At 73.3% G+C, this 23,451-nt stretch carries 17 protein-coding genes; 9 read left to right on the top strand and 8 right to left on the bottom strand.

Annotated features, from left to right (window positions below; genetic code table 11):
• Window positions 1-55 precede the first annotated feature (55 nt).
• The gene (locus ACFY30_RS36635; RefSeq protein WP_390849469.1) at window positions 56-1,558 is read right to left on the bottom strand and encodes an MFS transporter; all 1,503 of its coding nucleotides are present in this window, start codon (window positions 1,556-1,558) and stop codon (window positions 56-58) included.
• A 162-nt stretch (window positions 1,559-1,720) separates the two neighbouring features.
• Here ACFY30_RS36635 and ACFY30_RS36630 point away from each other — a divergent pair, with 162 nt between their 5' ends.
• On the top strand, window positions 1,721-2,719 hold the full coding sequence (locus tag ACFY30_RS36630) for an SRPBCC domain-containing protein (protein ID WP_390849468.1): 999 nt from the start codon (window positions 1,721-1,723) through the stop codon (window positions 2,717-2,719).
• Between the two features lie 17 nt (window positions 2,720-2,736).
• On the opposite strand, the gene ACFY30_RS36625 is transcribed toward ACFY30_RS36630, so the two are convergent.
• From ACFY30_RS36625 to ACFY30_RS36605, 5 genes are all read right to left on the bottom strand, one after another.
• A complete protein-coding gene (locus ACFY30_RS36625; protein WP_390849467.1) occupies window positions 2,737-5,553 on the bottom strand; it encodes an NHLP bacteriocin export ABC transporter permease/ATPase subunit in 2,817 nt (938 codons plus the stop codon).
• Between the two features lies 1 nt (window position 5,554).
• Complete coding sequence (locus ACFY30_RS36620) at window positions 5,555-7,777, bottom strand: NHLP family bacteriocin export ABC transporter peptidase/permease/ATPase subunit (protein ID WP_390849466.1); 2,223 nt, start codon at window positions 7,775-7,777, stop codon at window positions 5,555-5,557.
• On the bottom strand, window positions 7,774-8,580 hold the full coding sequence (locus ACFY30_RS36615) for an HlyD family efflux transporter periplasmic adaptor subunit (RefSeq protein ID WP_390849465.1): 807 nt from the start codon (window positions 8,578-8,580) through the stop codon (window positions 7,774-7,776). Before ACFY30_RS36615 ends, ACFY30_RS36620 begins: the two co-directional genes overlap by 4 nt.
• Before the next feature lie 84 nt (window positions 8,581-8,664).
• On the bottom strand, window positions 8,665-8,880 hold the full coding sequence (locus ACFY30_RS36610; RefSeq protein WP_390656589.1) for a type A2 lantipeptide: 216 nt from the start codon (window positions 8,878-8,880) through the stop codon (window positions 8,665-8,667).
• Between the two features lie 481 nt (window positions 8,881-9,361).
• A complete protein-coding gene (locus ACFY30_RS36605) occupies window positions 9,362-9,775 on the bottom strand; it encodes a PaaI family thioesterase (protein ID WP_390849464.1) in 414 nt (137 codons plus the stop codon).
• A gap of 189 nt (window positions 9,776-9,964) precedes the next feature.
• On the opposite strand from ACFY30_RS36605, the gene ACFY30_RS36600 reads away from it, so the two are divergent.
• Window positions 9,965-11,380, top strand: a complete 1,416-nt coding sequence (locus ACFY30_RS36600; RefSeq protein WP_390849463.1) for a S1 family peptidase — start codon at window positions 9,965-9,967, stop codon at window positions 11,378-11,380.
• 84 nt (window positions 11,381-11,464) lie between these two features.
• Here ACFY30_RS36600 and ACFY30_RS36595 read toward each other — a convergent pair whose 3' ends face one another.
• Window positions 11,465-13,621, bottom strand: coding sequence for a SpoIIE family protein phosphatase (locus ACFY30_RS36595; protein WP_390849561.1), 2,157 nt, complete (start codon window positions 13,619-13,621; stop codon window positions 11,465-11,467).
• A gap of 154 nt (window positions 13,622-13,775) precedes the next feature.
• Between ACFY30_RS36595 and ACFY30_RS36590 the strand changes: the two genes are divergently transcribed.
• The 6 genes from ACFY30_RS36590 (at window position 13,776) to ACFY30_RS36565 (ending at window position 20,263) form a co-directional block, all read left to right on the top strand.
• The gene (locus tag ACFY30_RS36590; protein WP_390849462.1) at window positions 13,776-16,217 is read left to right on the top strand and encodes a SpoIIE family protein phosphatase; all 2,442 of its coding nucleotides are present in this window, start codon (window positions 13,776-13,778) and stop codon (window positions 16,215-16,217) included.
• A gap of 94 nt (window positions 16,218-16,311) precedes the next feature.
• Window positions 16,312-16,494 carry a hypothetical protein gene (locus tag ACFY30_RS36585; protein WP_390849461.1) on the top strand — a complete coding sequence of 61 codons (183 nt, stop codon included), beginning with the start codon at window positions 16,312-16,314 and terminating at the stop codon, window positions 16,492-16,494.
• Between the two features lie 58 nt (window positions 16,495-16,552).
• Entirely contained in the window at window positions 16,553-17,620 is a 1,068-nt protein-coding gene (locus ACFY30_RS36580) for a glucose-1-phosphate thymidylyltransferase (RefSeq protein WP_390849460.1), read from the top strand.
• The gene (gene rfbB / locus ACFY30_RS36575; RefSeq protein WP_390849459.1) at window positions 17,617-18,585 is read left to right on the top strand and encodes a dTDP-glucose 4,6-dehydratase; all 969 of its coding nucleotides are present in this window, start codon (window positions 17,617-17,619) and stop codon (window positions 18,583-18,585) included. Before ACFY30_RS36580 ends, rfbB begins: the two co-directional genes overlap by 4 nt.
• On the top strand, window positions 18,582-19,463 hold the full coding sequence (rfbD, locus tag ACFY30_RS36570; protein ID WP_390849458.1) for a dTDP-4-dehydrorhamnose reductase: 882 nt from the start codon (window positions 18,582-18,584) through the stop codon (window positions 19,461-19,463). Before rfbB ends, rfbD begins: the two co-directional genes overlap by 4 nt.
• Window positions 19,460-20,263, top strand: a complete 804-nt coding sequence (locus ACFY30_RS36565) for a class I SAM-dependent methyltransferase (protein WP_390849457.1) — start codon at window positions 19,460-19,462, stop codon at window positions 20,261-20,263. Before rfbD ends, ACFY30_RS36565 begins: the two co-directional genes overlap by 4 nt.
• 372 nt (window positions 20,264-20,635) lie before the next feature.
• On the opposite strand, the gene ACFY30_RS36560 is transcribed toward ACFY30_RS36565, so the two are convergent.
• The gene (locus ACFY30_RS36560) at window positions 20,636-22,552 is read right to left on the bottom strand and encodes a glycosyltransferase family 2 protein (protein ID WP_390849455.1); all 1,917 of its coding nucleotides are present in this window, start codon (window positions 22,550-22,552) and stop codon (window positions 20,636-20,638) included.
• Window positions 22,553-22,790: 238 nt separating this feature from the next.
• On the opposite strand from ACFY30_RS36560, the gene ACFY30_RS36555 reads away from it, so the two are divergent.
• Window positions 22,791-23,291 (top strand): metallophosphoesterase family protein, encoded by a 501-nt coding sequence (locus tag ACFY30_RS36555; protein WP_390849454.1) that lies wholly within the window; start codon window positions 22,791-22,793, stop codon window positions 23,289-23,291.
• Window positions 23,292-23,451: the final 160 nt, after the last annotated feature.

Genomic DNA, 23,451 nt, shown 5'->3' with positions numbered 1-23,451 from the left:
CGGCGGCCCCTCGCTCCCCGGTGCGGCTCCCCGGACGGTCACACGAGCGGGCCGGTCACATGTGGACGACCGGTGCGGCGTCCGCGTCCTGCTGCGGCACCCCGCGGCGGAAGAGCGCGAACGCGATCACCGCGCCCGTCGCGAACAGGCCCGCCGACCACCAGAACGCGGTCGTGTAGCTCTCGATGGTCGCCTGCGCCTGGACCAGCTCGCTGGTGGCGTCCCGGCCGGCCAGATAGTCGGTCGCGGCGCTCGAGGCGAGGGTGCTCAGCAGGGCCGTACCGATCGAACCGCCCACCTGTTGCATGGCGTTGACCGTCGCGGACGCCACACCCGCGTCCTCGGCGGCGACCCCGCCGGTGGCCATCTGCATGGCGGGCGGCATGACCAGGCCGAGGCCGACGCCGATGACGATCAGCTGCGGCAGCACCGCGCTCGTGTAGCTGGAGCCCACGCCGATCCCGGTCAGCCAGGCCATGCCCGCCGCGGCGATCGCGAAGCCCAGCGGGATGACCGCCTTCGGTCCGATCCGGGGCACCAGGACCGTGGTGCCGACCTGCGCCGTCACCATCAGCGCGCCGACCATCGGCAGGAACGCCACGCCGGTCCTCGTCGGGCTGAAGCCCAGGTTGAGCTGCAGGTAGTAGGTGAGGAAGAGGAACACGCCGAACATGCCCGCGCCCGAGATCAGCACGGCGAGGAAGGAGGCCGCGCGGTTGCGGTCGAGCAGGATACGCAGCGGCAGCAGCGGGTGCGCGGCGCGCGTCTGCCACCAGGCGAACGCCGCCAGCAGCACGCCGCCCGCGATCAGGAAGCCCCAGGTCAGCGGGGAGTCCCAGTCGTGGGTCTCGGCGTTGGAGAAGCCGTACACCAGGGAGAACAGACCGGCGGCGACCAGGACGGTGCCCGGGACGTCCAGCTTGGAGTTCGCGGCGTCGCGGTGGTTGGCCAGCAGGACCCAGCCGCCCGCGAAGGCGAGGACGGCGATGGCCACGTTGACGTAGAGCGTCCAGCGCCAGTCGAGCGCGTCGGTCAGGATGCCGCCGAGCAGCAGGCCCACCGCGCCGCCCGCGCCGGCGATGGCGCCGTAGACGCTGAACGCCTTGGCCCGTTCCTTGGCGTCGGTGAACGTGGTGTTGAGCAGGGAGAGCGCGGCCGGTGCGAGCAGCGCGCCGAAGGCGCCCTGGAGCGCGCGGGCGGTGACCAGCATCTCGAAGTTGGCGGCGGCGCCGCCCAGCGCGGAGACGGCGGCGAAGCCGACGACCCCGACGAGGAAGGCGGTCTTGCGGCCGAAGAGGTCGGCTGTGCGGCCGCCGAGCAGCAGCAGCGAGGCGAACGCCAGCGCGTACGCGGTGACGATCCACTGCCGGTTGCCGTCGGAGAACCCGAGATCGGCCTGGGCCGAGGGCAGGGCGATGTTCACGATGGTGGCGTCCAGCACCACCATCAGCTGGGCCAGGGCGACGACCGCGAGGATCCACCATTTCCTGGTGGAGGCGTCGGGCGGCGCCTGTCCGGTGCCCGTGCGGGCGCCGTCCGTCAGGGTCTTCGAGGACATGGGGGAACCCCTCCAGGGAGGTGAGTGGGACGAAGCGGGGAAGGCAAAGAGGCAAAGAGTACGTAAACGAAACTGTTTCGTACACATCGAGGCTAGAACACTTTCAGCGAAACGGCAAAGTTTCGTTGGGAAGGCGGCGGGAGGGGCCTTAGCGTGGATCTCATGCCGGAACTCGCCGGAATCCATCACGTGAAGATTCCCGTCACCGACCTCGACCGGGCCCGCGAGTGGTACGGCCGGGTGTTCGGCCTGAAGGTCACGCACGAGTTCCCCGACGCGGACGGCGTCCTGCAAGGCGTGGGCGGCCCGGTCCCCGGGCTCGGGGACACCCTGCTCGCCCTGCGCGCGAACCCGGAGGCGGCCCGCGGCTGCCGGAACTTCGACCCGGTCAGCTTCGGCGTCCCCGACCGCGCCGCCGTCGAGGCCTGGGCCGCCCACCTAGACACGCTCGGCGTCCCGCACTCCCCGCTCATCGAGGCCACCCTCGGATGGCTGCTGGTCTTCGACGACCCCGACGGGATCCAGCTGCACCTGTACGGCCCGGCGGAGCACGCCGCGGACCGCTCCGACCGCCCCGAGACCGACCGCCCCGAGACCGACCGTCCCGAGACCGACCGTCCCGAGACCGGCCGCCCGGCCGCCTCCCCCGATCTCACCGGCATCCGCCTGACCCTGGACGACGGCCGCCCCGCCGTCCGCTTCACCCGCACCTACGGCCACCCGGTCGGCAGCATCTGGCACCTGGTCACCGACCCCGCGGAACTCGCCGGCTGGTTCCCCTCCCGGGTCGAGACGGAGCTGCGCCCCGGCGCCACGATCAGGTTCGGCGGCGACCCCCGGATGCCGGAGTCGACCGGCCGCATCCTCGCCGTGGACGTCCCCCGCCATCTGTCCTTCGCCTGGGGCGGCGACGAACTCCGCTTCGACCTGGAGGCCGACGACGACGGCACCCGGCTCACCCTCACGAACGTCCTGGCGTCCGCCGACGCCTCGGCCCGCAACGCCGCGGGCTGGGAGGTGTGCCTGGCCGCCCTGGACGCACTGGCGGAGAGCGGCGCGCCGGTCGCGTCCGACGGGGGCACCCGGTCGTGGGAGGCGTACTACCGCGCCTACGTCGAGGCGGGTTTCCCGTCCGGCGCGCCGGTGCCCGGCCGCGACTGACCGCTCCCGCACCCGGCCTACGCCAGCTGCCGCCGCACCAGCTCGTGCAGCCGCCCGCCCGTCTCCGCGAGCAGCCGCGCGGGCGGACCCTGCTCGGCCACCCTGCCGTTCTCCATGACGACGACCCGGTCGGCGTCCATCACCGTCGACAGCCGGTGGGCGATCACCACGCGGGTGGCGTTCAGCTTCCGGGTGCTCTCGATGACCGTGCGCTGCGTCTCGTTGTCCAGGGCGCTGGTCGCCTCGTCGAAGAAGAGGATCCGCGGCCGGCGGATCAGCGCCTGGGCGATCATCAGGCGCTGGCGCTGGCCGCCGGAGACCGAGCCGCTGCCGGAGACGATGGTGTGCAGCCCCATCGGCATCCGCCTGATGTCCTCCGCGAGCCCCGCCAGCTCGGCGGCCGCCATCGCCTCCTCCGGCGTGTACGCCTCGGTGCCGCAGATGACGTCCAGGATCGACCCGGTGAACGGCTGGGCGTGCTGGAGCACGACACCGCACTGCCGGCGCACCGCCGACTGGTCGAGCGCGGCCAGGTCCTGGCCGTCGTACAGGACACTGCCCGAGAGCGGCTTGTCGAAGCCGATCAGCAGGCGCAGCAGGGTCGACTTGCCGCAGCCGCTGGGGCCCACCACGGCCACGAACTCGCCCGGCCGGACCTCGAAGGAGACGTCGTCGAGGACGAGGGGGCCGTCGTCGGAGTAGCGGAACGACAGCCGGCGGGCCTCCAGGGCGCCGGAGAGCGGGCCCGGGCGGGTGCTCGCGGTGCGGACCTCGGGGCTCGCCTCCAGCACCGGGCGGATCTCCTCGAAGAGCGGCAGCGCGGCCACCGCCGACACGAAGGCGCCGGTCAGCGAGGTGACCGAGGTGAGCAGCATCGTCATCGACGTGTTGAAGGTGAGGAAGTCCGCAGCCGACAGCGCGCCCCGCGCCGGACCGGCCAGCAGCATGAACATCAGCAGGGAGCACAGCGGCAGGTACACCGCGCCCAGCACCGTGCTGAGGTTCTTGATCCGGCCGAGCCGCTGCTGGAGCTCACGGCTGCGGGCGAACCGCTCCGCCCAGGCCGCGTACGCGTAGTTCTCGGCGGCCGCCACCCGCAGCTTCGGCAGCCCCCGCAGCGTCTGGAACGCCTGGTTGTTCAGCTTGTTGGAGAGCACCACCAGCCGCCGCTGCCAGCGCACCTGCCACAGCCCGAGGCCCAGGAACACGGCCGCGACGACCACCAGCATCCCGATCGCGGCCAGCGCCATCGGGACGCTGTACCAGAGCAGCAGCCCCAGGTTCATCGCGCCGATCGTCACCGACTGCGCCACCGAGGGCCCCAGCCCCGCCAGCAGCCGGCGGATCGCGCTGATACCCATGGCGGCACTGGCCAGTTCGCCGGTGGACCGCTCGGCGAAGAACCTCGTCGGCAGCCTCAGCAGCCGGTCCCAGACCGCCGGCTGGAGCGTCGCCTCGATCCGGCCCTCCAGGCGCAGGACGGTGAGGTTCTGCAGCAGCATGAACGCCGCCGCGACCACACTGCTGACCATCACGGCCAGACACACCTGCACGATCAGGTCCCGCTCGGCCTTCGGCACGTACTCACCGAGCACCTTGCCCGTGGCGATCGGCACCAGCGCCCCGATCGCCACCGTCACCAGCCCGCTCAGCAGCAGGTTCGCCAGGTCGCCGCCCGTGCCCCGCATGCTGAACCGCAGCAGCCCGAGCGGGCTCGGACCGCGTTCCGGCAGCGGCCGGTAGAACATGACCGCACGGGGCTCGAACTCCTCCGCGTTCGCCTTCTCCACGGGCGTCTCCCGCCCGGTCGTGGGATGGACGGCGACATAGCCGCCGCGCCGCCACAGCAGCGCGACCGGTGCCCCCGACAGCGCCCGGTGGCCGACCAGCGGGCCCACGTCGTCCCGCCACCAGCGCCCGTCCAGCCGTACGGCACGGGTGCGCACCCGGGAGGCCAGGGCGATCTGTTCGACCGGGTCCAGCCGGTCGTTGCCCGCGCCCATGCGCGCGGGTTCGGCGAGGACGATCCCGGCCGCCTCGGCGACCAGCCCGCACGCGGCGAAGGTGGCGTCCGCGTCGGCGGACGTCGCGCGCTGCCCCGGCCCCCGGCCGATCGAGGCCAGCAGTGTGCGGTCGGCCCGGTCGCGGACCGCCTCACCCGCCTTGATCCCGGCGGCGGTACGCGACGCGTGGGTGTTCTCCAGTTGCTCGATCCAGCGGTCCAGCGCGGTCAGCAGGCGGTACTGCTGGTCGACCATGGACTGCCACACCTGAGGGTCCATCAGCAGATCGGCGGCGGCCTCCGCGCCGTACAGAGCGCCGTACTGCACACTGCCGGGCGGGACCTGCATCCAGAAGACGTCCTCGTCGGTGACCTCCGCGGCCCTCTCGCCGGCCGTCGGCGCCTGGAAGAGAACGGACAGGCCCCGGCCGACGCCGAGTGCCAGGGCGTACTCCAGGGGGCTCGAAGCCGGCGGCACGTACTGGGGGTTGCCGTACTCGTCGTAGGACCAGGTCTGCGTCCCGGTGCTCTGGTACAGCTCGCGCAGACCGATGCGGTGGACCACACAGTCCCGCAACGGGCGTGCGACCAGGGTGTGCTGGGCTCCCGCGACCGGGCCGAGCAGCAGTGAGCCCGCCTCCAGACGGCCCAGGTGGTGCCAGTGGCCCTGCTGTTCGGCGTCCACCGCGAACAGGTCCAGCGCGCCGGACGCGACCAGCCACAGCACCTGCGGCCCTTCGAGGTCCAGACGGCCGAACCCGGCGCAGTCGACGCGGGCCCCCATCCGTCCCAGCGCGGCGAGCACGTAGTCGCCGTCCTGTACGGCCGTCATCTCAGCGCTCCCTGACCAGTGCCGCGTACGCCCCGCCCCGCGCGAGGAGTTCCCCGTGCCGTCCGCGCTCGACGACCGTGCCGTGCCGGAGGACCACGATCTCGTCGCTGTCGCGGACCGTGCTGAGCCGGTGGGCGATCACCACGCAGGCGCAGCCGCGCCGGCGCAGGTTGTCCATGACCTGCTGCTCGGTCTCCGCGTCCAGCGCGCTGGTCACCTCGTCCAGCACGAGGATGCTCGGCCGGCGCACCAACGCCCTCGCGATCTCCAGGCGTTGGCGCTGGCCGCCGGAGAAGTTGCGGCCGTCCTGCTCGACCCGGCTGTGGATGCCGCCGGGCCGGCGCAGCACGACGTCGTACAGCGCCGCGTCCCGCAGCGCCTCGATCACGGCGTCGTCCGGGATGGACGGGTCCCACAGCGCCACGTTGTCGCGGACCGTCCCCTCGAAGAGGAACACCTCCTGGTCGACGAAGGAGACGGACGCGGCGAGCGCGCCGCGCGGGATGTCCTCCAGCCGCTGCCCGTCGATGCGGATCACACCTTCCCAGGGCGTGTACAGGCCCGAGATGAGCCGGGAGACGGTCGACTTGCCGCTGCCCGAGCCGCCGACCAGCGCCACCTGCCGGCCCGGCCCGACCGTCAGGTCGAACCCGGACAGCAGCGGCTGGTCCAGGGGGCTGTAGCCGAAGGTGATGTTCTCCAGTTCCACATGGCCCCGCAGCCGGCGGGTGGAGTCCGCCCCGGCACGGCGGTCGTAGAGCGGATCGGCGCGGAAGTTCTCCACGTCCTTGAGCCGGGCCACGTCCGCCGCGAAGTCCTGGATGCGTCCCGCCACGCCGTTCAGCCGGGTCAGCGGGGCCGTGAAGCGGGTGACCAGCGCCTGGAAGGCGACCAGCAGGCCCACCGAGACATGGCCCTCGATCGCCCGCATCCCCCCGATCCACAGGATCAGCGCGCTGTTGAGGGAGGCGAGCGTCGGCGCGACCACGCCCAGCCAGGCGCCCGGCACCCCGAGCCGCTGCTGCTCCTCCAGCGTGGTGGCGTGCTGCCCGGCCCACTTGCGGAAGTAGCCGTCCTCACCGCCGGTCGCCTTCATCGTCTCGATCAGCTGCAGACCGGTGTACGCCGTGTTGGTGAGCCGCGCGTTGTCCGCGCGCAGCTTCGCCGTACGGGTCGCCCGCAGCCGGATCACGATCCGCATGGCGACAATGTTCAGCAGCGCCACGCCGACGCCGACGAACGTCAGCTGCGGATCGTAGGTGTAGAGGAGCACCGCGTACAGGACGACGACGATCGCGTCCACGCCCGCCGAGGCCAGGTCGCGGGCCAGGGTCTCGGCGACGGCGTCGTTGGACTGGAGGCGCTGCACCAGGTCGGCCGGGCTGCGCTGGGAGAAGAAGGTCACCGGCAGCCGCAGCAGATGGCGCAGGAAGCGGGCGCTGGAGAGGGTGGAGGAGATGATCCGGCCGTGGTGGAGGTTGGCCTGCTGGAGCCAGGTCAGCGCGACGGTCAGCAGGACGCAGGTGCCCATGGAGGCGAACAGCACCTCCAGCAGCGAGGTCTGACCGCCGATCAGGAACATGTCGATGTAGGTCCGGCTCAGCGCCGGCACGGCGGCACCGACCAGCACCAGCAGCAGGCTGGCCAGCACGGCGGCGGGCAGGGTGCCCGCGGTGCCGCGCAGCCGGGCCGGCATCGCCCCCAGCACGCCCGGCCTGCGCCCGCCCCGCTCGAAGCCGTCCCCCGGTTCCAGCACCAGCACGACACCGGTGAAGCTGCCGTCGAAGTCCTCCGTCGGCACGAAACGCCGGCCCTTGCCCGGGTCGTTGACGAACACGCCCCGGCGGCCGAAGCGGCGGCCCATGCCGTCGTAGACGACGTAGTGGTTGAACTCCCAGAACAGGATCGCGGGTGTCTTCACCTCGGCGAGGGCGGCCAGGTCCATCTGCATGCCCTTGGCCGTCAGACCGTAACTGCGCGCGGCCTTCAGCAAGTTGCTCGCGCGGGAACCGTCGCGCGAGACACCGCACGCGATGCGCAGCTCTTCCAGCGGGACGTGCCGGCCGTAGTGGCCGAGGACCATCGCGAGGGAGGCGGCGCCGCACTCCACCGCCTCCATCTGGAGGACCGTGGGCGTACGGACGGTCTTCACCCGGCTGCTGGGTACCGTGCGCCGCGGCGGTGCGGCCCGGCGCCGGCCGCGGGTCTCCTGGGTGGCGGTCACGGAAGCAGCCAATCGACGGGACGCTGGTCGGCCAGCCGGATGGAACCCCTGGCCATGGTCATGGAGGTGAGCCGGTACGGCGGTCCGTCCGCGGACGACCAGCGGTACCCGCTCTTCGTGGACGGCGACCTGTCGAGGCGCACCAGCACGGCCACCGGGCGCCCGTCCTCGGTGAACTGCTCGCCCAGCCGGGTGTCGCCCAGGAACGCGGCGATCTGCTGCGCCGACTGCGCCGTGCGGTCCACCGACTTCACATGGCCGCGCAGGACGCCGTACTCCTCGGACGGCACGGTCTGCACGGTCAGGTCGACGGCCGCGTCCTCGGGGATCGACGCGGCGCTCTCCGCGGGGACGTACACCGTCGCGTACAGCGGATCGCCGGCGCCGGCGACCTTCTCGACGGCGGCCACGTTCGCGCCGGTGGAGATGATCTGCCCGATGGTGGCGGCGAGCGCGGTGATCCGGCCCGCGGCGACCGTCCGCACCTCGGTGTCACCTTCGGCCGTACGCACCCTCAGCACGGGGGAGCCGGCGGGCAGCCGCTCGCCCTCCTTCGCGAGGACGGCGGTGACCTGGCCGGCCGCCGGGCTCTGCAGGATGTAGCTGCCCTCGCCGTGCGTGAGCACGGCGGGCGCGCTCACCGTGGACGCGACCGAACCGGTCACCGCCCACACGGACGCGGCGGCCATGACGACCACGGTCACGGACAGCACCAGCCAGCCCTGGGGGCGTGCGAAACGCACCGGCAGGTCGAGTTCCTCCGGTGACTGGAGCTTGGCGAGGGCCTGTTGGCGGAACTGCACGGGCTTCTCTCGGGGGTCGGGGACGCCGACGAGTCCCGGAGCCGGGTGAGGGCTCCGGGACTCGGAAGGTCACACAGGGTGCGATCAGAGACCGGCGACCAGGTTGGTGACCGGGGCGGTGTTCAGACCGGTGACACCCTCGACGGTGCCCACGACCGTGTCGACCAGGCCGGAGACCGGGGCGACGCCGTCCACCAGGCCGGTGGCGGTGCCGAGGGCGTTCACCGACAGACCACCGGAGACGTTGTCGAGGTCGGCGTCGGAGATCTCGACGGTCTCAACCTGGGGGGTGGAGTTCATGATGGAACTTCCCTTCACATGGATATCTCATCAGGGGGAGCGGCCCCCTCTGGGGACAGACGACGGCCGCGACCGCGGGCCCGGGCCCCCGTTTCCGGGAGCCGCCGGACTCCTGCGGTGCGATGGATCAAAGCAGGTCCGCGGCCGGCGCATCCACTCAACCACCGCTCTCACCTGGGCACTTGCGTCACAGACGCGTCAAACGGTGCAGGTGCGCGCACGACTTGTCGCCCACTCCTTCACAGCCCGGACCGGATCCGCTCGGATGAGCGGCGGGGGCCGTCGCGGCGAATCCGACACTCCTGCCCCAATGACGTGGGCGCCGCCGGAGAGTTGTGCAGAATCCCCGCTCGCCGTGACCCGCTTGGGCAATCGATGTGCAGATTCTCTGAAGCGGGGATTCCGCTCACCGTGGGGAACGGAACGTCAGGTCCCGGTCACCGTCGGTGTCGGTGTCGGCGGTGTGCCGCGGTCGCCTGGTTCAGCCGAGCAGCGCGTAGACCGTGCTCGCCCGCGCCGCCAGCTCACCCGTCCGCTCGGCCGTCATCGCGATGTCGGCGAACGCCATCCGGCGGCCCAGCTTGGTCAGGACCGCTTCGATCAGGACATCCGAATCGGCCACCGCCCGCTGGAACGAGGTGGACTGCTGCACCGTCGTCATGGGGACGAAGGCCCCCCGGGCGGCCGACACGGCGATCACCGTGGCCGTGTCGGCGGCCGCCATCAGGGCCTGCCCCGACAGGCCTCCGCCTTCCCGGGCCAGCGTCGCCGACCAGGGCAGACGCAACAGCGCGCGGTCCTCGCCCAGGCTCTCGACGGACAGGCCGAGGGCGCGCACCCAGGGCGCGAAGCAGTCGGAAAGGATCTTGTCGGCTTCGGTGGTCGTCATCGTCATATGGGCGATTGTTCCCCGCGCGGTTCCGTCAGACGCCGGTCATGGCCGATTCCGTGTTTCGCAAAGGAAGTTGGCAAACGCGATTGAACGCATCACGCGCCCCCTGCGTACCCAAGGCCAACCAGGCGCCGCTGTACGGGGCTGCCGATCGCCGGCAGCCAGACCCCGTCCCCCAGGAGGTCGAGTTTTTTGAGTCACAAGCGAGTTACGAAGCGCAAGGCCATCATCGCGGTCGGTGGTGTGGCAGCGCTCGGAGCGGCGGCCATCCTGCTTCCCCAGGCCAACGCCTCCCAGGACGGCGGCTCCCCCGACGCCGGCTCGGTGAAGGCCCTGAAGGCGGGCGACGCCTCGGACCTCGCCGCGCAGCTCGAGAAACTGCTCGGCGACGCCTTCGCCGGCTCGTACTACGACTCCGACGGCCAGCAGCTCGTGGTGAACGTCGTGGACGTCTCCGGTGACGACAACAACGTCATCGTCCAGGCGAAGAAGGCAGGCGCCAAGGTCCGCGAGGTCGAGAACAGCGCGGCCGAGCTCAAGTCCGCCGCGCAGACCCTGAAGACCAAGGCGACCATCCCGGGCACCGCCTGGGCCGTCAACCCCAGGACGAACCAGATCCTGGTCACCGCCGACTCCACGGTCACCGGCAGCAAGTGGGACCAGCTGGAGTCCACCGTCCAGGGCCTCGGCTCGGGCATGGCGACCATCCAGAAGTCGGCCGGCACCTTCAAGACCTTCGTCTCCGGCGGCGACGCCATCTTCGGTGGCGGGGCGCGCTGCTCCCTCGGCTTCAACGTGACCGCGAGCGACGGCTCGCCCGCCTTCCTGACGGCGGGTCACTGCGGGGTCGCCGCCGAACAGTGGTCCGACTCCGAGGACGGCCAGCCGATCGCCACCGTCGACCAGGCGGTCTTCCCCGGCGAGGGCGACTTCGCACTCGTGAAGTACGACGACCCCAACACCGAGGCGCCGAGCGAGGTCAACGTCGGTCAGCAGACCGTCGCGATCAGCCAGGCGGCCGAGGCGACGGTCGGCACGCAGGTCTTCCGGATGGGCAGCACCACCGGACTCAACGACGGCACGGTGCTCGGCCTCGACGCCACGGTCAACTACCCCGAGGGCACCGTCACCGGCCTCATCCAGACCGACGTCTGCGCCGAGCCCGGCGACAGCGGCGGCTCCCTGTTCACCCAGGACGGTCAGGCGATCGGCCTGACCTCGGGCGGCAGCGGTGACTGCACCGCCGGCGGCGAGACCTTCTTCCAGCCGGTGACCACCGCCCTGGAGGCGACGGGTGCGACCCTCGGCGACGGCGGCGGCATCGGTGCCGGCGACCAGGTCGGCGGCGAGGGAGCGGGTGCCGGTGCCGTGGACGAGAACGGTGACGGCATCGACGACCAGACGGGCGAGGCCGTCCAGGGCGGCGGCGAAGCCGGTGCCGGTGCCGTGGACGAGAACGGTGACGGCATCGACGACCAGACGGGCGAGGCCGTCCAGGGCGGTGGCGAGGAGGCCGCCGACGGCGGTGCAGGCCAGAACGCCGACGGCGGCGCGGCCGACACCGGCGACGGCCAGCAGGACGGCTCGGGTGTGACCGAGTCGCACTGACACAGGATCATGTGAACGGTCCGGCCCTCCGGCGGGGGCCGGACCGTTCGCGTCCTGCGCCGGTCACGCTCCGCCGGACGCCCCTCAGCCCTCCGCCCCGAGCGCCCGCAGCAACAGCAGCGCCACGTCGTCGATCCGCTCCTCGGCCGCCGCGTAGGGCCCCACCAGTTCGTCGGCCAGCTCCTCCAGCGGACGGTCACCTCGCTCGCCCAGCCGCCGCCCGAGGTCCGCCACCGCCTCCTCGATGTCCACCCCCGGCGTCTCGATGAGCCCGTCGGTGTACAGGGCGAGGACACTGCCCGGGCCGAGCTCGAACTCCGTCGTCGGATACGTCGCCGAGCCGTCGATGCCCAGCAGCGGACCGCCCGCGAGGTCGAGGACCCGCACCTGGCCGTCCGCCCGGCGCAGCAGCGGCGGGGGATGCCCGGCCCGCGCCATCACCGCGCGCCCGCGCCCCGGGTCCAGCCGCAGGTACAGACAGCTGGCGAACAGCTCGGACCCCAGGTCGATCAGCAGCCGGTTGGTGCTGCGCATGACCTCCGCCGGCTCCTGCCCGACGGTCGTGTACGCCCGTACGGCCGTACGGATCTGCCCCATCAGACCGGCCGCGGTCACGTTGTGGCCCTGGACGTCCCCGATCACCGCGGCCGGCAGCGGCCGGGACGGCACCAGGTCGTAGAAGTCGCCGCCGATGTCCATGCCCCGGGTGGCGGGCAGATAGCGGGCGCTCGCCAGCACACCGGGCAGCCGCGGCAGCGAGTGGGGCAGAAGGGCCGCCTGCAGGCCGTGGGCGAGCTGGTGCTTGACGTCGTAGAGCAGGGCACGGTCCAGGGCCTGCGCCACCATCCCGGCCAGGCTGGTCAGCACCGCGCGCTCGTGCGTGGAGAAGTCGTGCGGTTCGGCGTACGCCAGCACACACGCGCCCACCGGGCGGCCGGAGGCGATCAGCGGGAGATACGCCCAGGCCGCGAAGCCGTCCGGGGTGGACTGCCGGGCCGGATACAGGTGCTCCAGGTGGTGCCGCGACTCGAAGAAGGCCGGGACACCATGGGCGACCGCGTGCGCACCCGGCGTCGGCGCGGACAGCGGCATGCCGTCGAACCGCTCCACGACGTGCGGGTCGGAATACCCGTGCAGGCCCAGCACGTGCAGCCGCCCCGCCCGAGCCCCGAGCAGCGCCAGGGCCTGGCTGCCCACGGCCGGCGCGATCTCGTGGGCGACCAGCCCCACCACGTCCTGCACGCTCACCGTCTCGGTGAGCGCCCCCGCCATGCTCAGTGCCTGGGACATCGACACCAGCCGGATCGGCGCGGCCCCCGTCCGCGTCTCGGGCGGTCCGGTCCCCGTCACCCCCCGGGCCCGGCTGATCCGGGCGCTGATCCCGGTGGTGCTCGGGTACAGCCGGAACGACAGCCAGTCCGAGGGCGGCCGCAACGCCACGAACGACACGGGCTCCTGGCTGAGCAGCGCGGCCCGGTGGCGCTCCTCGTAGGAGGGGTCGTTGAGCCAGGGCACCGCCGCCCACAGCTGCGTCCCCAGCAGCCGGCTCGCCGGCACCCCGAGCAGCTCGGCCGCGGCGGTGTTGGCGAAACCCACCCGCCCGCTCAGGTCCAGCGCGCACAGCCCGTACGGCAGCCGGGCCACCATCCGGGCGGCCTCCAGGGTGCCGAGCGTGGAGGCGGTCCCGCCGATCGGCCCCGCGTCCACCAGATCGGACTCGGCCGGCAGCGGACGGTTCTCCGACGCCGCCCGCTCCAGCCGCGCGGCCAGCCGGTCGCACGCCGACGTCAGCTGCTCCCGCTCCCACTCCGCCAGCTCCGGCGGATGCGAGCCGGGCCAGGTCACGTACACCGCGCCGAACACCCGGGACGGCGTCGCGACCGGCAGCGCGGCCAGCGCGAAGGGGTACGGCAGGACGACGGCGATACGGGGGTAGCGGCGGGCCATCTCCTCCTCCCCGCCGACCCACACCAGCCGCCGCTCGCGCACCGCGTCGGCGACCGGGACCGGCGCGCTCAGCACCACCCGCTCCCAGGGCGCCGCGAACGACCGGGGCAGCCCAGCCATCACCGCCATCTGCAGCACCTGCTCGTCGCCCGGGCGCAGATACACGGCACCGGAGTGCGCGCCGACGGCGTCCATCATGGAGGTCAGCGCCAGGGACAGCAGCGGCCGGCCGACCGGCGTCCGCACGGTCGTGATCGTCTGACCGGACTGCTGCCCGTCGGACACGGCGGCCACCTCCTCGGCCCACTGGTCGCCCGGCGTTCCCAACGTTCAAATCTGCCCCCTGGCGGCCCGGCGCGCACGGCGAGCGGGGAGCGGCAGGGATCCAGGGGGCCTGTGCGCGGAACAGGGGCTGCGCACAGGGTCCATAAGCGCTGTAATTGCGGACGTGGTCAGTGAGGGTGCTGCGGAGCGCAGAACGGGACCCGTGCGTGCCGAAATCGCCCTCAAGACGATCACGGCCGATCCCGCCTCCCCCGATCGTACGAGGCGTGTCCTCGAACAGGCGCTCGTCTTCACGGCGGCGTCCCTCGCCGCCGTGTACACCCCCGGCGACGACGGTCTGCTCCGCCTGACCGAGTCGGCCGGCGTGCCCGGCACGCTGTACGGGCTGCGCGACGGCTACCCCGCCGACGGGCACTCCCCGGCCGCCGAGGCCCACCGCACCGGGCAGCCGGTGTGGCTGGACCCGGACCGGCTCGCCGACTACGCGCCCGCGCAGGGCACGGCCGCCCGGGACGTCCATCTGGCGGTGCTGCCCCTGCCCGACGGCGGGGGCGGCTGTCTGCTCGCCGTCAGCGAGCGGCCCGCCGGCTTCGACGGCGCCGACCGCGCCTGCCTCGCCCTCCTCGCGGAGGCCGTCGCCACGCCCGCGCCGGCCGCCCCCGAAGAGGCCGAACCACGCGCCGACGCCTTCGGCCTCGCCATGGACACCGGCCGGGTCGAGGTCGGCGACACGATTCTGGAGCTGTTCGGCATGGACCGGCCGGACTTCGACGGCCGTGTGGAGACCCTGCTCGGCCGGACCGTCCCCGAGGACCTGCCCTCGCTGATGTCCGTCGTCGAGGCCGACCACATGTCCATCGGCGAGCGCGAGCTGGAGTTCCGGGTGCTCCAGCCCGACGGCCCGCCCAGATGGCTGCGGCTGCGCGGCCGGCTGCTGCCCGGCGGGGAGGGCCAGCCGGCGCGGCTCGTCGGCACCGTCGCCGACGCCTCCACCCTGCGCGCCGAGATCACCGACGTGGCCCGCGTCCAGCGCCTCGCCGCCGCCCTCGCCACCGCCGGGACCGTACGGGACGTCAGCCAGGCCGTCGTCACCGCCCTGCGCAAGCCGCTGCGCGCCGACCGGATCGCGCTCGCCGAGCTGGAGAACGAACGACTCGTCGTCACCGTCCTCGACCCGCCCGCACCCGAGTCCTGGCCCGAGCTGTGGCAGTCGGAGTGGCGCGGCGAGTGGCCCGACGCGCCCGTGCGCGCCATGCCCACCCTGGCCGCCGCGCTGCGCGAGGGCCGCGCCCAGATCTGGCCCGCCGGCGCCACCGAACTGGAACCCGCCCTCGCCGAGGTCGGTCCCGGCGGCCTCGCCGTGCTCCCGCTGCCCGCCGGCGGCCGCATGGCGGGCGCCTGTCTCATCGGCTGGGACAGCCCGCACGACTTCGGCCCCGACGAGCGCGCCCTGCTCACCGCCTCCGCCGGCCTCGCCGGGCAGGCCCTGCTGCGCGCCCACGCCTTCGACGCCGAGCACGAACTCGTCGGCATGCTCCAGCGCCAGCTGCTCCCGCGCCGCCTGCCCGAACTCCCCGGCGGGGTCGCCGTCGCCCGCTATCTGCCCGCCACCGCGGGCCTGGAGGTCGGCGGCGACTGGTACGACGTGATCCCGCTGCCCGACCACCATGTCGCCCTCGTCATCGGCGACGTCCAGGGACACAGCGCCGGCGCCGCCACCCTGATGGGCCAGATGCGCACCGCCCTGCGCGCCTACGCCGCCGAGGGCCATCCGCCGGACGTGGTCGTCGCCCACGCCAACAGGCTGCTGATGGAGCTGGAGACCGACCTCTTCGCCACCTGCTGCTACGTCGACGTCGACATGGAGACCGGCACCGGCTGGTGCGTGCGCGCCGGACATCCGCCACCGGTCCTGCGGCACCCGGACGGCGCAACCGACATCGCCGAGGCCGACGGCGGGCCGCCGCTCGGCGTGCTGGCGCAGGCCGAGTTCCCAATGACCCCGCTGCGGCTGGTGCCCGGCACGGTCGTCGCCCTGACCACGGACGGCCTGGTGGAGGCCGCCGACCTGGACATCGACACCGGTCTGGCCCGGCTCGCCCACGAACTGTCCGTCTCCGACCCCGTCCACCTGGGCCAGGTCGCCGACAACCTCCTCGGCGGCGCCCACCGAACCGACGACATCGCCCTGCTCCTCCTGCGCTACGACGGCATGGCCGTCAAGCCCCGGCGCGAGGGCTGGACCGTCTGGCGCGTGCCCGAGGCGGCCCGGCAGGCCCGCCGCTTCACCCGGCGCACCCTGCGCTCCTGGGGCATGCCCGAGGACCCCGTGGACACGGCCCTGCTCGTGGTCTCCGAACTCGTCACCAACGCCCTGGTGCACACCGACGGCCAGGTCCGCCTCGACCTCACCCTGATCGGACACCGTCTGCGCGTCGCCGTCACCGACACCTCGCCCCGCAGCCCGGTCAAACCGACCAGCCTGGGCTGGGAGGCCACCGGAGGCCGCGGCATCCTCCTGGTGGAGGCCGTGTCCGACGCGTGGGGGACCCTGCCGGTCAGCGGCGGCAAACAGGTGTGGGCGGAGATCTCCCCGCAGAGCTGAGCGCCACGTGTCCGCGCGGCGCAGAAGGGTACTCGCCCGTCCGTGGCCCCGCGTGAAGCGTTCCGGGGGCCCATGGGAAAGGTGTTGAACCGTCGTGACCTCGTCCACTGAGGAGAAACCCGCCGTCCGCCGGGCCGAGACCGGCTGGGCCCGCGCCCGCCGCCTGCGCCGCGACCTGTGGGCCCTGCGCACCTGTCTGCCCGCCGTCGTCACCCCCGCCACCCCGCCCGGGATGCGCTCCGGCGCGGAATGGAACATCGTCAGGGGAGAGGACTGAACGGAAGTGACCACGACGATCTAGGGCATCCGGACGCACCGGGAGCCGAGGTGAGGCGATGAAGGCTCTCGTGCTGGCCGGTGGTGCCGGAACCCGACTCAGGCCGATCACCCACACCTCGGCCAAACAGCTCGTCCCCGTGGCCAACAAGGCCGTGCTCTTCTACGGCCTGGAGTCCATCGCCGCCGCCGGCGTCACCGAGGTCGGCGTGATCGTGGGCGAGACGGCCGACGAGATCCGTGCGGCCGTCGGCGACGGCTCACGCTTCGGCCTCGACATCACGTACATCCCGCAGGAGCGGCCGCTCGGTCTCGCCCACGCGGTCATCGTGGCCCGGGACTTCCTCGGCGACGACGACTTCGTGATGTACCTGGGCGACAACTTCATCGTCGGCGGCATCACCGACCTCGTCGACGAGTTCCGCGGCACCCGCCCCGACGCCCAGATCCTCCTCACCCGCGTCCCCGACCCGCGCGCCTTCGGCGTCGCCGAACTCGACGCGGCCGGACAGGTGGTCGGCCTGGAGGAGAAACCCGAACGGCCCAAGAGCGACCTCGCCCTGGTCGGCGTCTACCTGTTCACCCCCGCGATCCACGCCGCCGTACGCGCCATCGGGCCGTCCCGGCGCGGCGAACTGGAGATCACCCACGCCATCCAGCACCTGATCGACGCGGGCGCCGACGTGCGCTCCACGATCGTCAAGGGCTACTGGAAGGACACCGGGAACGTCGTCGACATGCTGGAGGTCAACCGGACCGTCCTGGAGGCCCTGGAACGGCGGATCGACGGCGAGGTGGACGAGGCCTCCGAGACCGTCGGCCGGGTCGTCGTCGAGGCGGGCGCCCGGATCGTCGGCTCGCGGCTCGTCGGACCCGTCGTCATCGGCGCCGGCACCGAGGTCCGCGACTCCTACGTCGGCCCCTTCACCTCCGTCGCGGAGAACTGCCGGATCACCGACAGCGAGCTGGAGTTCTCCATCGTGCTGCGCGACTCCTCCATCGACGGAGTGGGCCGCATCGAGAACTCGCTGATCGGCCGACATGTCGAAGTCACCCCCGCGCCCGGCGTGCCGAGCGCCCACCGTCTCGTCCTCGGCGACCACAGCAAGGTACAGATCCACACATGAACCTCCTCGTCACCGGAGCCGCGGGTTTCATCGGCTCCACGTACGTCCGCGGCCTCCTCGCCCGCGACACCGCCCTCGACATCACCGTCCTGGACAAGCTCACCTACGCGGGCACCCTCACCAACCTGCCCGCCGGCCACCCCCGCCTGGAGTTCGTGCAGGGCGACATCTGCGACGCCGACCTCGTCGACAAGCTGACGGCCGCCGCCGACCAGGTCGTGCACTTCGCCGCCGAGTCCCATGTGGACCGCTCCATCGACGGCGCGGGAACCTTCGTCCGCACCAATGTGCTCGGCACCCAGACGCTGCTGGACGCGGCCCTGCGGCACGGCGTCGGACCGTTCGTGCACGTCTCCACCGACGAGGTCTACGGCTCCATCGAGACCGGCTCCTGGCCCGAGAACCACCCGCTGAGCCCCAACTCCCCGTACTCGGCGTCGAAGGCGTCCTCGGACCTGATCGCCCTCGCGTACCACCGCACCCACGGCCTGGACGTCCGCGTCACCCGCTGCTCCAACAACTACGGTCCCCACCAGTTCCCCGAGAAGGTGATCCCGCTCTTCGTGACGAACCTCCTCGACGGCGAGCGCGTCCCCCTCTACGGCGACGGACGCAACGTCCGCGACTGGCTCCACGTCGAGGACCACTGCCGGGGCGTCGACCTCGTCCGCACCAAGGGCCGACCGGGCGAGGTCTACAACATCGGCGGCGGCACCGAACTGAGCAACCGTGAACTGACCGGGCTGCTGCTCGACGCCTGCGGCGCCGGGTGGGACCGGGTCGAACAGGTGCCGGACCGCAAGGGACACGACCTGCGCTACAGCGTCGACTGGACCAAGGCCCGCACCGAGCTGGGCTACCGGCCCCGGCACGACTTCGCGGCCGGGCTCGCCGACACCGTCGCCTGGTACCGGGACCACCGCGACTGGTGGGAGCCGCTGAAGCGGGGGGCACGGACCGTATGAGATGGCTCGTCACCGGCGCGGGCGGCATGCTCGGCCGCGACACCGCCGAGGAACTGGCCCGGCGCGGCGAGGACGTCACCGGCCTCGACCACGCGGCCCTGGACGTCACCCGGCCCGACTCGGTCGACCGGGCCTTCGCCGCGTACGGCCCCGGCCTGGTCGTCAACTGCGCCGCCCACACGGCCGTCGACGACGCCGAGACCGACGAGGCCCGCGCCCTGCGCATCAACGGCGACGGCCCCCGGCTGCTCGCCCGGGCCTGTGCCGCGCACGGCGCCCGGCTGATCCACGTCTCCACCGACTACGTCTTCGCCGGGGACGCCTCGGTCCCGTACCCGGAGGACCACCCCCCGGCCCCGCGCACCGCCTACGGCCGCAGCAAGCTGGCCGGTGAACGGGCCGTCCTCGCCGAACTCCCGGACGCGTCCGTCGTCGTCCGCACCGCCTGGCTCTACGGCGTCCACGGCCCCAGCTTCGTCCGCACGATGCTCGCCCTGGAGGCGAGCCGCGACACCGTCGACGTCGTCGACGACCAGCGCGGCCAGCCCACCTGGAGCGCGGACGTCGCCGCCCGCATCGCCGATCTGGGGCCCCGCACCGGCCGTACGGCCAGGGGCGTCCTGCACGCCACGGCGGCCGGCGAGGCCAGCTGGTACGAACTGGCCCGTGAGATCTTCCGGCGGATCGGCGCCGATCCGGACCGGGTGCGCCCCACCACCAGCGACGCCTTCCCCCGGCCCGCCCCGCGCCCCGCGTACAGCGTGCTCGGCCACGGCCGGTGGCGGGAGACGGGCCTCGCCCCGCTGCGCGACTGGCGCGCCGCCCTGCACGAAGCCCTGCCCCTGATCCGCAAGGAGACCCAAGGAGTCCGTTCGTGAAACGCCATGAGTTCCTGCGGGAACTGCACAAGGTCACGGCCAACCGCAACTACCTGGAGATCGGCGTCAACGACGGCCGCAGCCTGCGCCTGTCCCGCGTCCCCAGCATCGCCGTCGACCCCGCGTTCAAGGTGACCGCCGAGATCCGCTGCGACGTCCATCTGGTGCAGGCCACCAGCGACGACTTCTTCGCCCGCGCCGACCCCCTCCAGCACCTCAAGGGCGGCCGTCACCCCTGGCGCAACCTGCGCCGCGGCCGGCACCCGCTCGGCCACTGGCGGCGTCCCACCCTCGACCTCTCCTTCATCGACGGCATGCACCTGTTCGAGTACGCGCTGCGCGACTTCATCAACATCGAGCGGCACTCCGACTGGACCAGCGTGATCGTCTTCGACGACATGCTCCCGCGCAACGTCGACGAGGCGGCCCGCGACCGGCACACCGGCGCCTGGACCGGCGACGTCTTCAAGGTCGGCGAGATCCTCGCCCGGTACCGCCCCGACCTCGTCACCGTCCTCGTCGACACCCAGCCCACCGGCCAGCTCGTGGTCTTCGGCGCCGACCCCCGCGACCGGGTGCTCAGCCAGAAGTACGACGAGATCGTCGCCGAGTTCGACGTGCCCGACCCGCAGAAGGTCCCCGAGACGGTCCTGGACCGGGTGCGCGCGGTACCGCCCGAGGCCCTGCTGGAGGCGAACTTCTGGCGTCCCCTCGTCCGCGCCCGCAACCTCGGCCTCTCCCGCTCCCGCGGCTGGGGCGCGCTGCGTGCCGCGCTGGAACAGGTGACGATCAGCCGCTGACCCGGGGCGCCGGCCCCGCATCCGCTCCGCGGCGGGGGGGGGGGGGGCCCCCCTGCGGTGGTTCTCCCCCCCCCCCCCCCCGGGGGGGGGCCCCCCCCCCCCCGGGGGCGGGGGTGGGGGGGTGGGGCCGGGGGGGGGGGGGCGGGGGGTGGGGGGGGGGCCCCCCCCGGCGGGGGCGGGGGGGGGCCCCCCCGCCGGGGGGGGGGGGGGGCCCCCCCCCCCCGCGCGCGCGCGCCCCCCCCCCCCGCCCGCGTCGTCGATGGCACCCGTGCCCCGGTGGCGGCATTCGTGCTCGGTGACGGCCGGGTCGTGTCGTCCCGTGTGTGGCGTGTGCCGGTGGCGGCATTCGTGCTCGGTGACGGCCGGGCCGCGTCACCGCCTGCGTGCCGTGGCCCGTCCGAGCAGCCGGTGCAGGGCCCGCCGCACCCGGCGGGCCGCTCTCCGTACTCCGCCCGGACGGGGCGCGGGTACCGCACGCACCCCGTCCGGGCCGACGCGCAGCGCCACGGGCAGCGGATGGAAACGCGCCCCCTCCACGCCCGGGGTGAGACACAGCGCCGTACGCCAGGTGCGCCCCGCCAGGTCCGCGACGGGCAGCACGGCCTCCAGCCGGCCCCCGGAGGCGAGCACGGCGGGAACGTCGTGCGAACCGGTCCCGGTCAGCCGCAGCAGCGCCCCGGTGCGCGCGGGCACGTGCAGCGGCAGGTCCACACCGATCCGCTCCCCGGCGACCCGGACGTCCTCGGCGGTGAGCCGGCCGAGGCCCAGCCGCTTGCCGGCCCGGCCGACGTCCAGCGCGAGACCGGCGTGCCGGTCGGTCCAGTACGGCAGCACCACGCGGCCGGCGACGACCCCGGCGGGCGGGGCGGGGCGGTCGTGGCGGGGCGCCGGGCCCAGCCGCAGCTCCTTGGTCCAGCCGCCGAGACCCACCCGCACGTACGCGTCCCACAGACCGTCCGCCGGCAGCACCGCGCGGTCCGCGGGGTCGACGGTCGCCGTCCCCCGCAGCACCAGCCGCACCCGGCTGCCGTCCCCGGCCGGAACCGTCTCCCGGACCACCTCCACCGGATGGAAGTACTGCGCCGCGCTGGCGCGGTCCCGCAGCAGCAGGTCCGGCTTCGCCTTGCCGAACCGGCCGACGGTGTCCTCGCCCAGCCACCGCACCGCCTCGCCGACGTCCGCCGGCGGCCACTGCGGGGAGCCCCCGGCGGCCGGGAACGTCATCGGGCCGCCGTCGTGCGTCAGCTCGGCCGCGAACGCGATCCGCAGCACGCCGCCCTGCCAGCGGACGTCCTCCGGGTCGACGGTGAGCGCGACGCCGGCCTCCCACTCGGCGAACGCGACGACGTCGTCGTAGCGCCCGTCCGCGACCAGGGCGGCGACCACCCGCTGGGTGGGCTGCAGCGGTGCCGCCACGCCCGGCCCGAACCGTTCGACGACCACCGCGTGGATCTCGTCGAACAGCTCCCTGCGGTAGTCCTCGGGCAGCTTCAGGAACCGGCCGCCGCGCAGCCGCTCGACCATCTCCACGCGCAGCCAGCGCCGGAACAGCCGGTCGCGCAGCGGACCCGGCTCGGTGTACCTCTCCACGACGTCGAGGGCCTCACGGAGGTTCTTGAAGTACCCGACCGGGTCGAAGCGCTGGAAGCCCGCGTTCGCGTCGTCGTCGCGCCGGACGTGGTAGTAGCAGACGTAGTCGGACAGCACCGAGACGTTGTCCGCGCGCAGATAGGCCTCGGTGACGAAGACGTGGTCCTCCAGGCGGCGCCGCCCCTCGGGGAAGCGCAGCCCGGTGCGCTCCAGGAACGCCCGCCGGACCATCTTGTGCGGGGTGAGACTGTCGATGAGCGGCGCGTTCTCCACGTTCGCCTTCGGCCGGTTCACCCGGAACAGCTCCACCGGCACCCCGCGGCCCCGGCCCACCATCTTCCCGACGACGACGTCGGCGCCATGGGCCACCCCGTAGGCGTACATCCGCTCCAGGGCCTCGTCGCCGAGGTGGTCGTCGTTGTCGACGAACATCAGGTACTCGCCCCGCGCCGCGTCGATGCCGACGTTGCGGGGCTTGCCCGACCAGCCGGAGTTCTCCTGGTGGATGACCCGCACCCGGGGGTCCTCGGCGGCCAGCGCGTCGAGGCGGGCCGGGGTGGTGTCGGTGGAGCCGTCGTCGACGAAGATCACTTCGTACTCGTCGGGCGGCAGCGACTGCCGCAGCAGCGACGCGACGCAGTCCTCGATGTAGGGACCGGGGTTGTAGACCGGGACGATGACGCTGACCTTGACCGGCATCGGGCTCCTGGCCCCCTTTTGGGTCTGTGCCGTCGGGCGGATGAGCGTGGCCCGATGCTAACTCCGCGGGCCGCCGGCCACCTGTCCTGTTCCCCGGCGTTCACGCACCGTTGCCCGGCGCTGCGGGGCCCCGGCGCCGGAGGGGGCTTCGGCCGACCGGGGGAGAGCCGCGGGCGGGGCCGGGGGAGGCCCGTCCCGCCGCGGGAGAGGGTCGGCCGGGCGCGCGTAGCCTGGCCGGGTGCGTCTGCTCCTGATGTCCGACACCCACCTGCCCCGGCGCGCCAAGGCGCTCCCCGCCCCGCTGCTCGACGAGCTTGCGCACGCCGACGTCGTCGTGCACGCCGGGGACTGGGTCGACGAGGCCACCCTCGACCTGCTGGAGAGCCGCAGCCGCCGGCTGATCGGGGTGTACGGCAACAACGACGGCCCGGAACTGCGCGCCCGGCTGCCCGAGGTCGCCCACGCCGAGCTGGGCGGGCTGCGCTTCGGCGTGGTTCACGAGACCGGCCCAGCCCAGGGCCGCGAGACCCGCTGCGCCGCCCGCTTCCCCGAGCTCGACGTGCTCGTCTTCGGCCACAGCCACATCCCCTGGGACACCACGGCCCCCGGCGGACTGCGCCTGCTCAACCCGGGCTCCCCGACCGACCGCCGCAGACAGCCGCACTGCACCTATCTGACCGCCGCCGTGGCCGACGGACTCCTCACGGACGTGGTCCTGCACCGGCTGCCGCCCCGCTGAGAGCGCGGCCCCGCCGCACACGGGAACCGGGGCCGAACGAGGGAACCGGGCCGCGCCCGGCCGAAACGGTCGGGGGCGGCCCGGCTGCTGCGAGTGTGCGATGTCTCACGGACCTCCTTCCCTCGCGGAAACAGAGGGCACAGGACATGCATGCCTGTCC

The sequence above is a fragment of the Streptomyces sp. NPDC000345 genome, from assembly GCF_042898825.1.
GTDB lineage: Bacteria > Actinomycetota > Actinomycetes > Streptomycetales > Streptomycetaceae > Streptomyces.
This window is presented reverse-complemented; position numbering and strand designations above follow the sequence as displayed.

Excerpts from the sequence above, each read along its gene's own strand:
- ACFY30_RS36635 (WP_390849469.1), bottom strand. The coding sequence starts at position 1,558 with ATGTCCTCGAAGACCCTGACGGACGGCGCCCGCACGGGCACCGGACAG.
- ACFY30_RS36630 (WP_390849468.1), top strand. The coding sequence starts at position 1,721 with ATGCCGGAACTCGCCGGAATCCATCACGTGAAGATTCCCGTCACCGAC.
- ACFY30_RS36625 (WP_390849467.1), bottom strand. The coding sequence starts at position 5,553 with ATGACGGCCGTACAGGACGGCGACTACGTGCTCGCCGCGCTGGGACGG.
- ACFY30_RS36610 (WP_390656589.1), bottom strand. The coding sequence starts at position 8,880 with ATGAACTCCACCCCCCAGGTTGAGACCGTCGAGATCTCCGACGCCGAC.
- ACFY30_RS36605 (WP_390849464.1), bottom strand. The coding sequence starts at position 9,775 with ATGACGATGACGACCACCGAAGCCGACAAGATCCTTTCCGACTGCTTC.
- ACFY30_RS36580 (WP_390849460.1), top strand. The coding sequence starts at position 16,553 with ATGAAGGCTCTCGTGCTGGCCGGTGGTGCCGGAACCCGACTCAGGCCG.
- rfbB (WP_390849459.1), top strand. The coding sequence starts at position 17,617 with ATGAACCTCCTCGTCACCGGAGCCGCGGGTTTCATCGGCTCCACGTAC.
- rfbD (WP_390849458.1), top strand. The coding sequence starts at position 18,582 with ATGAGATGGCTCGTCACCGGCGCGGGCGGCATGCTCGGCCGCGACACC.
- ACFY30_RS36560 (WP_390849455.1), bottom strand. The coding sequence starts at position 22,552 with ATGCCGGTCAAGGTCAGCGTCATCGTCCCGGTCTACAACCCCGGTCCC.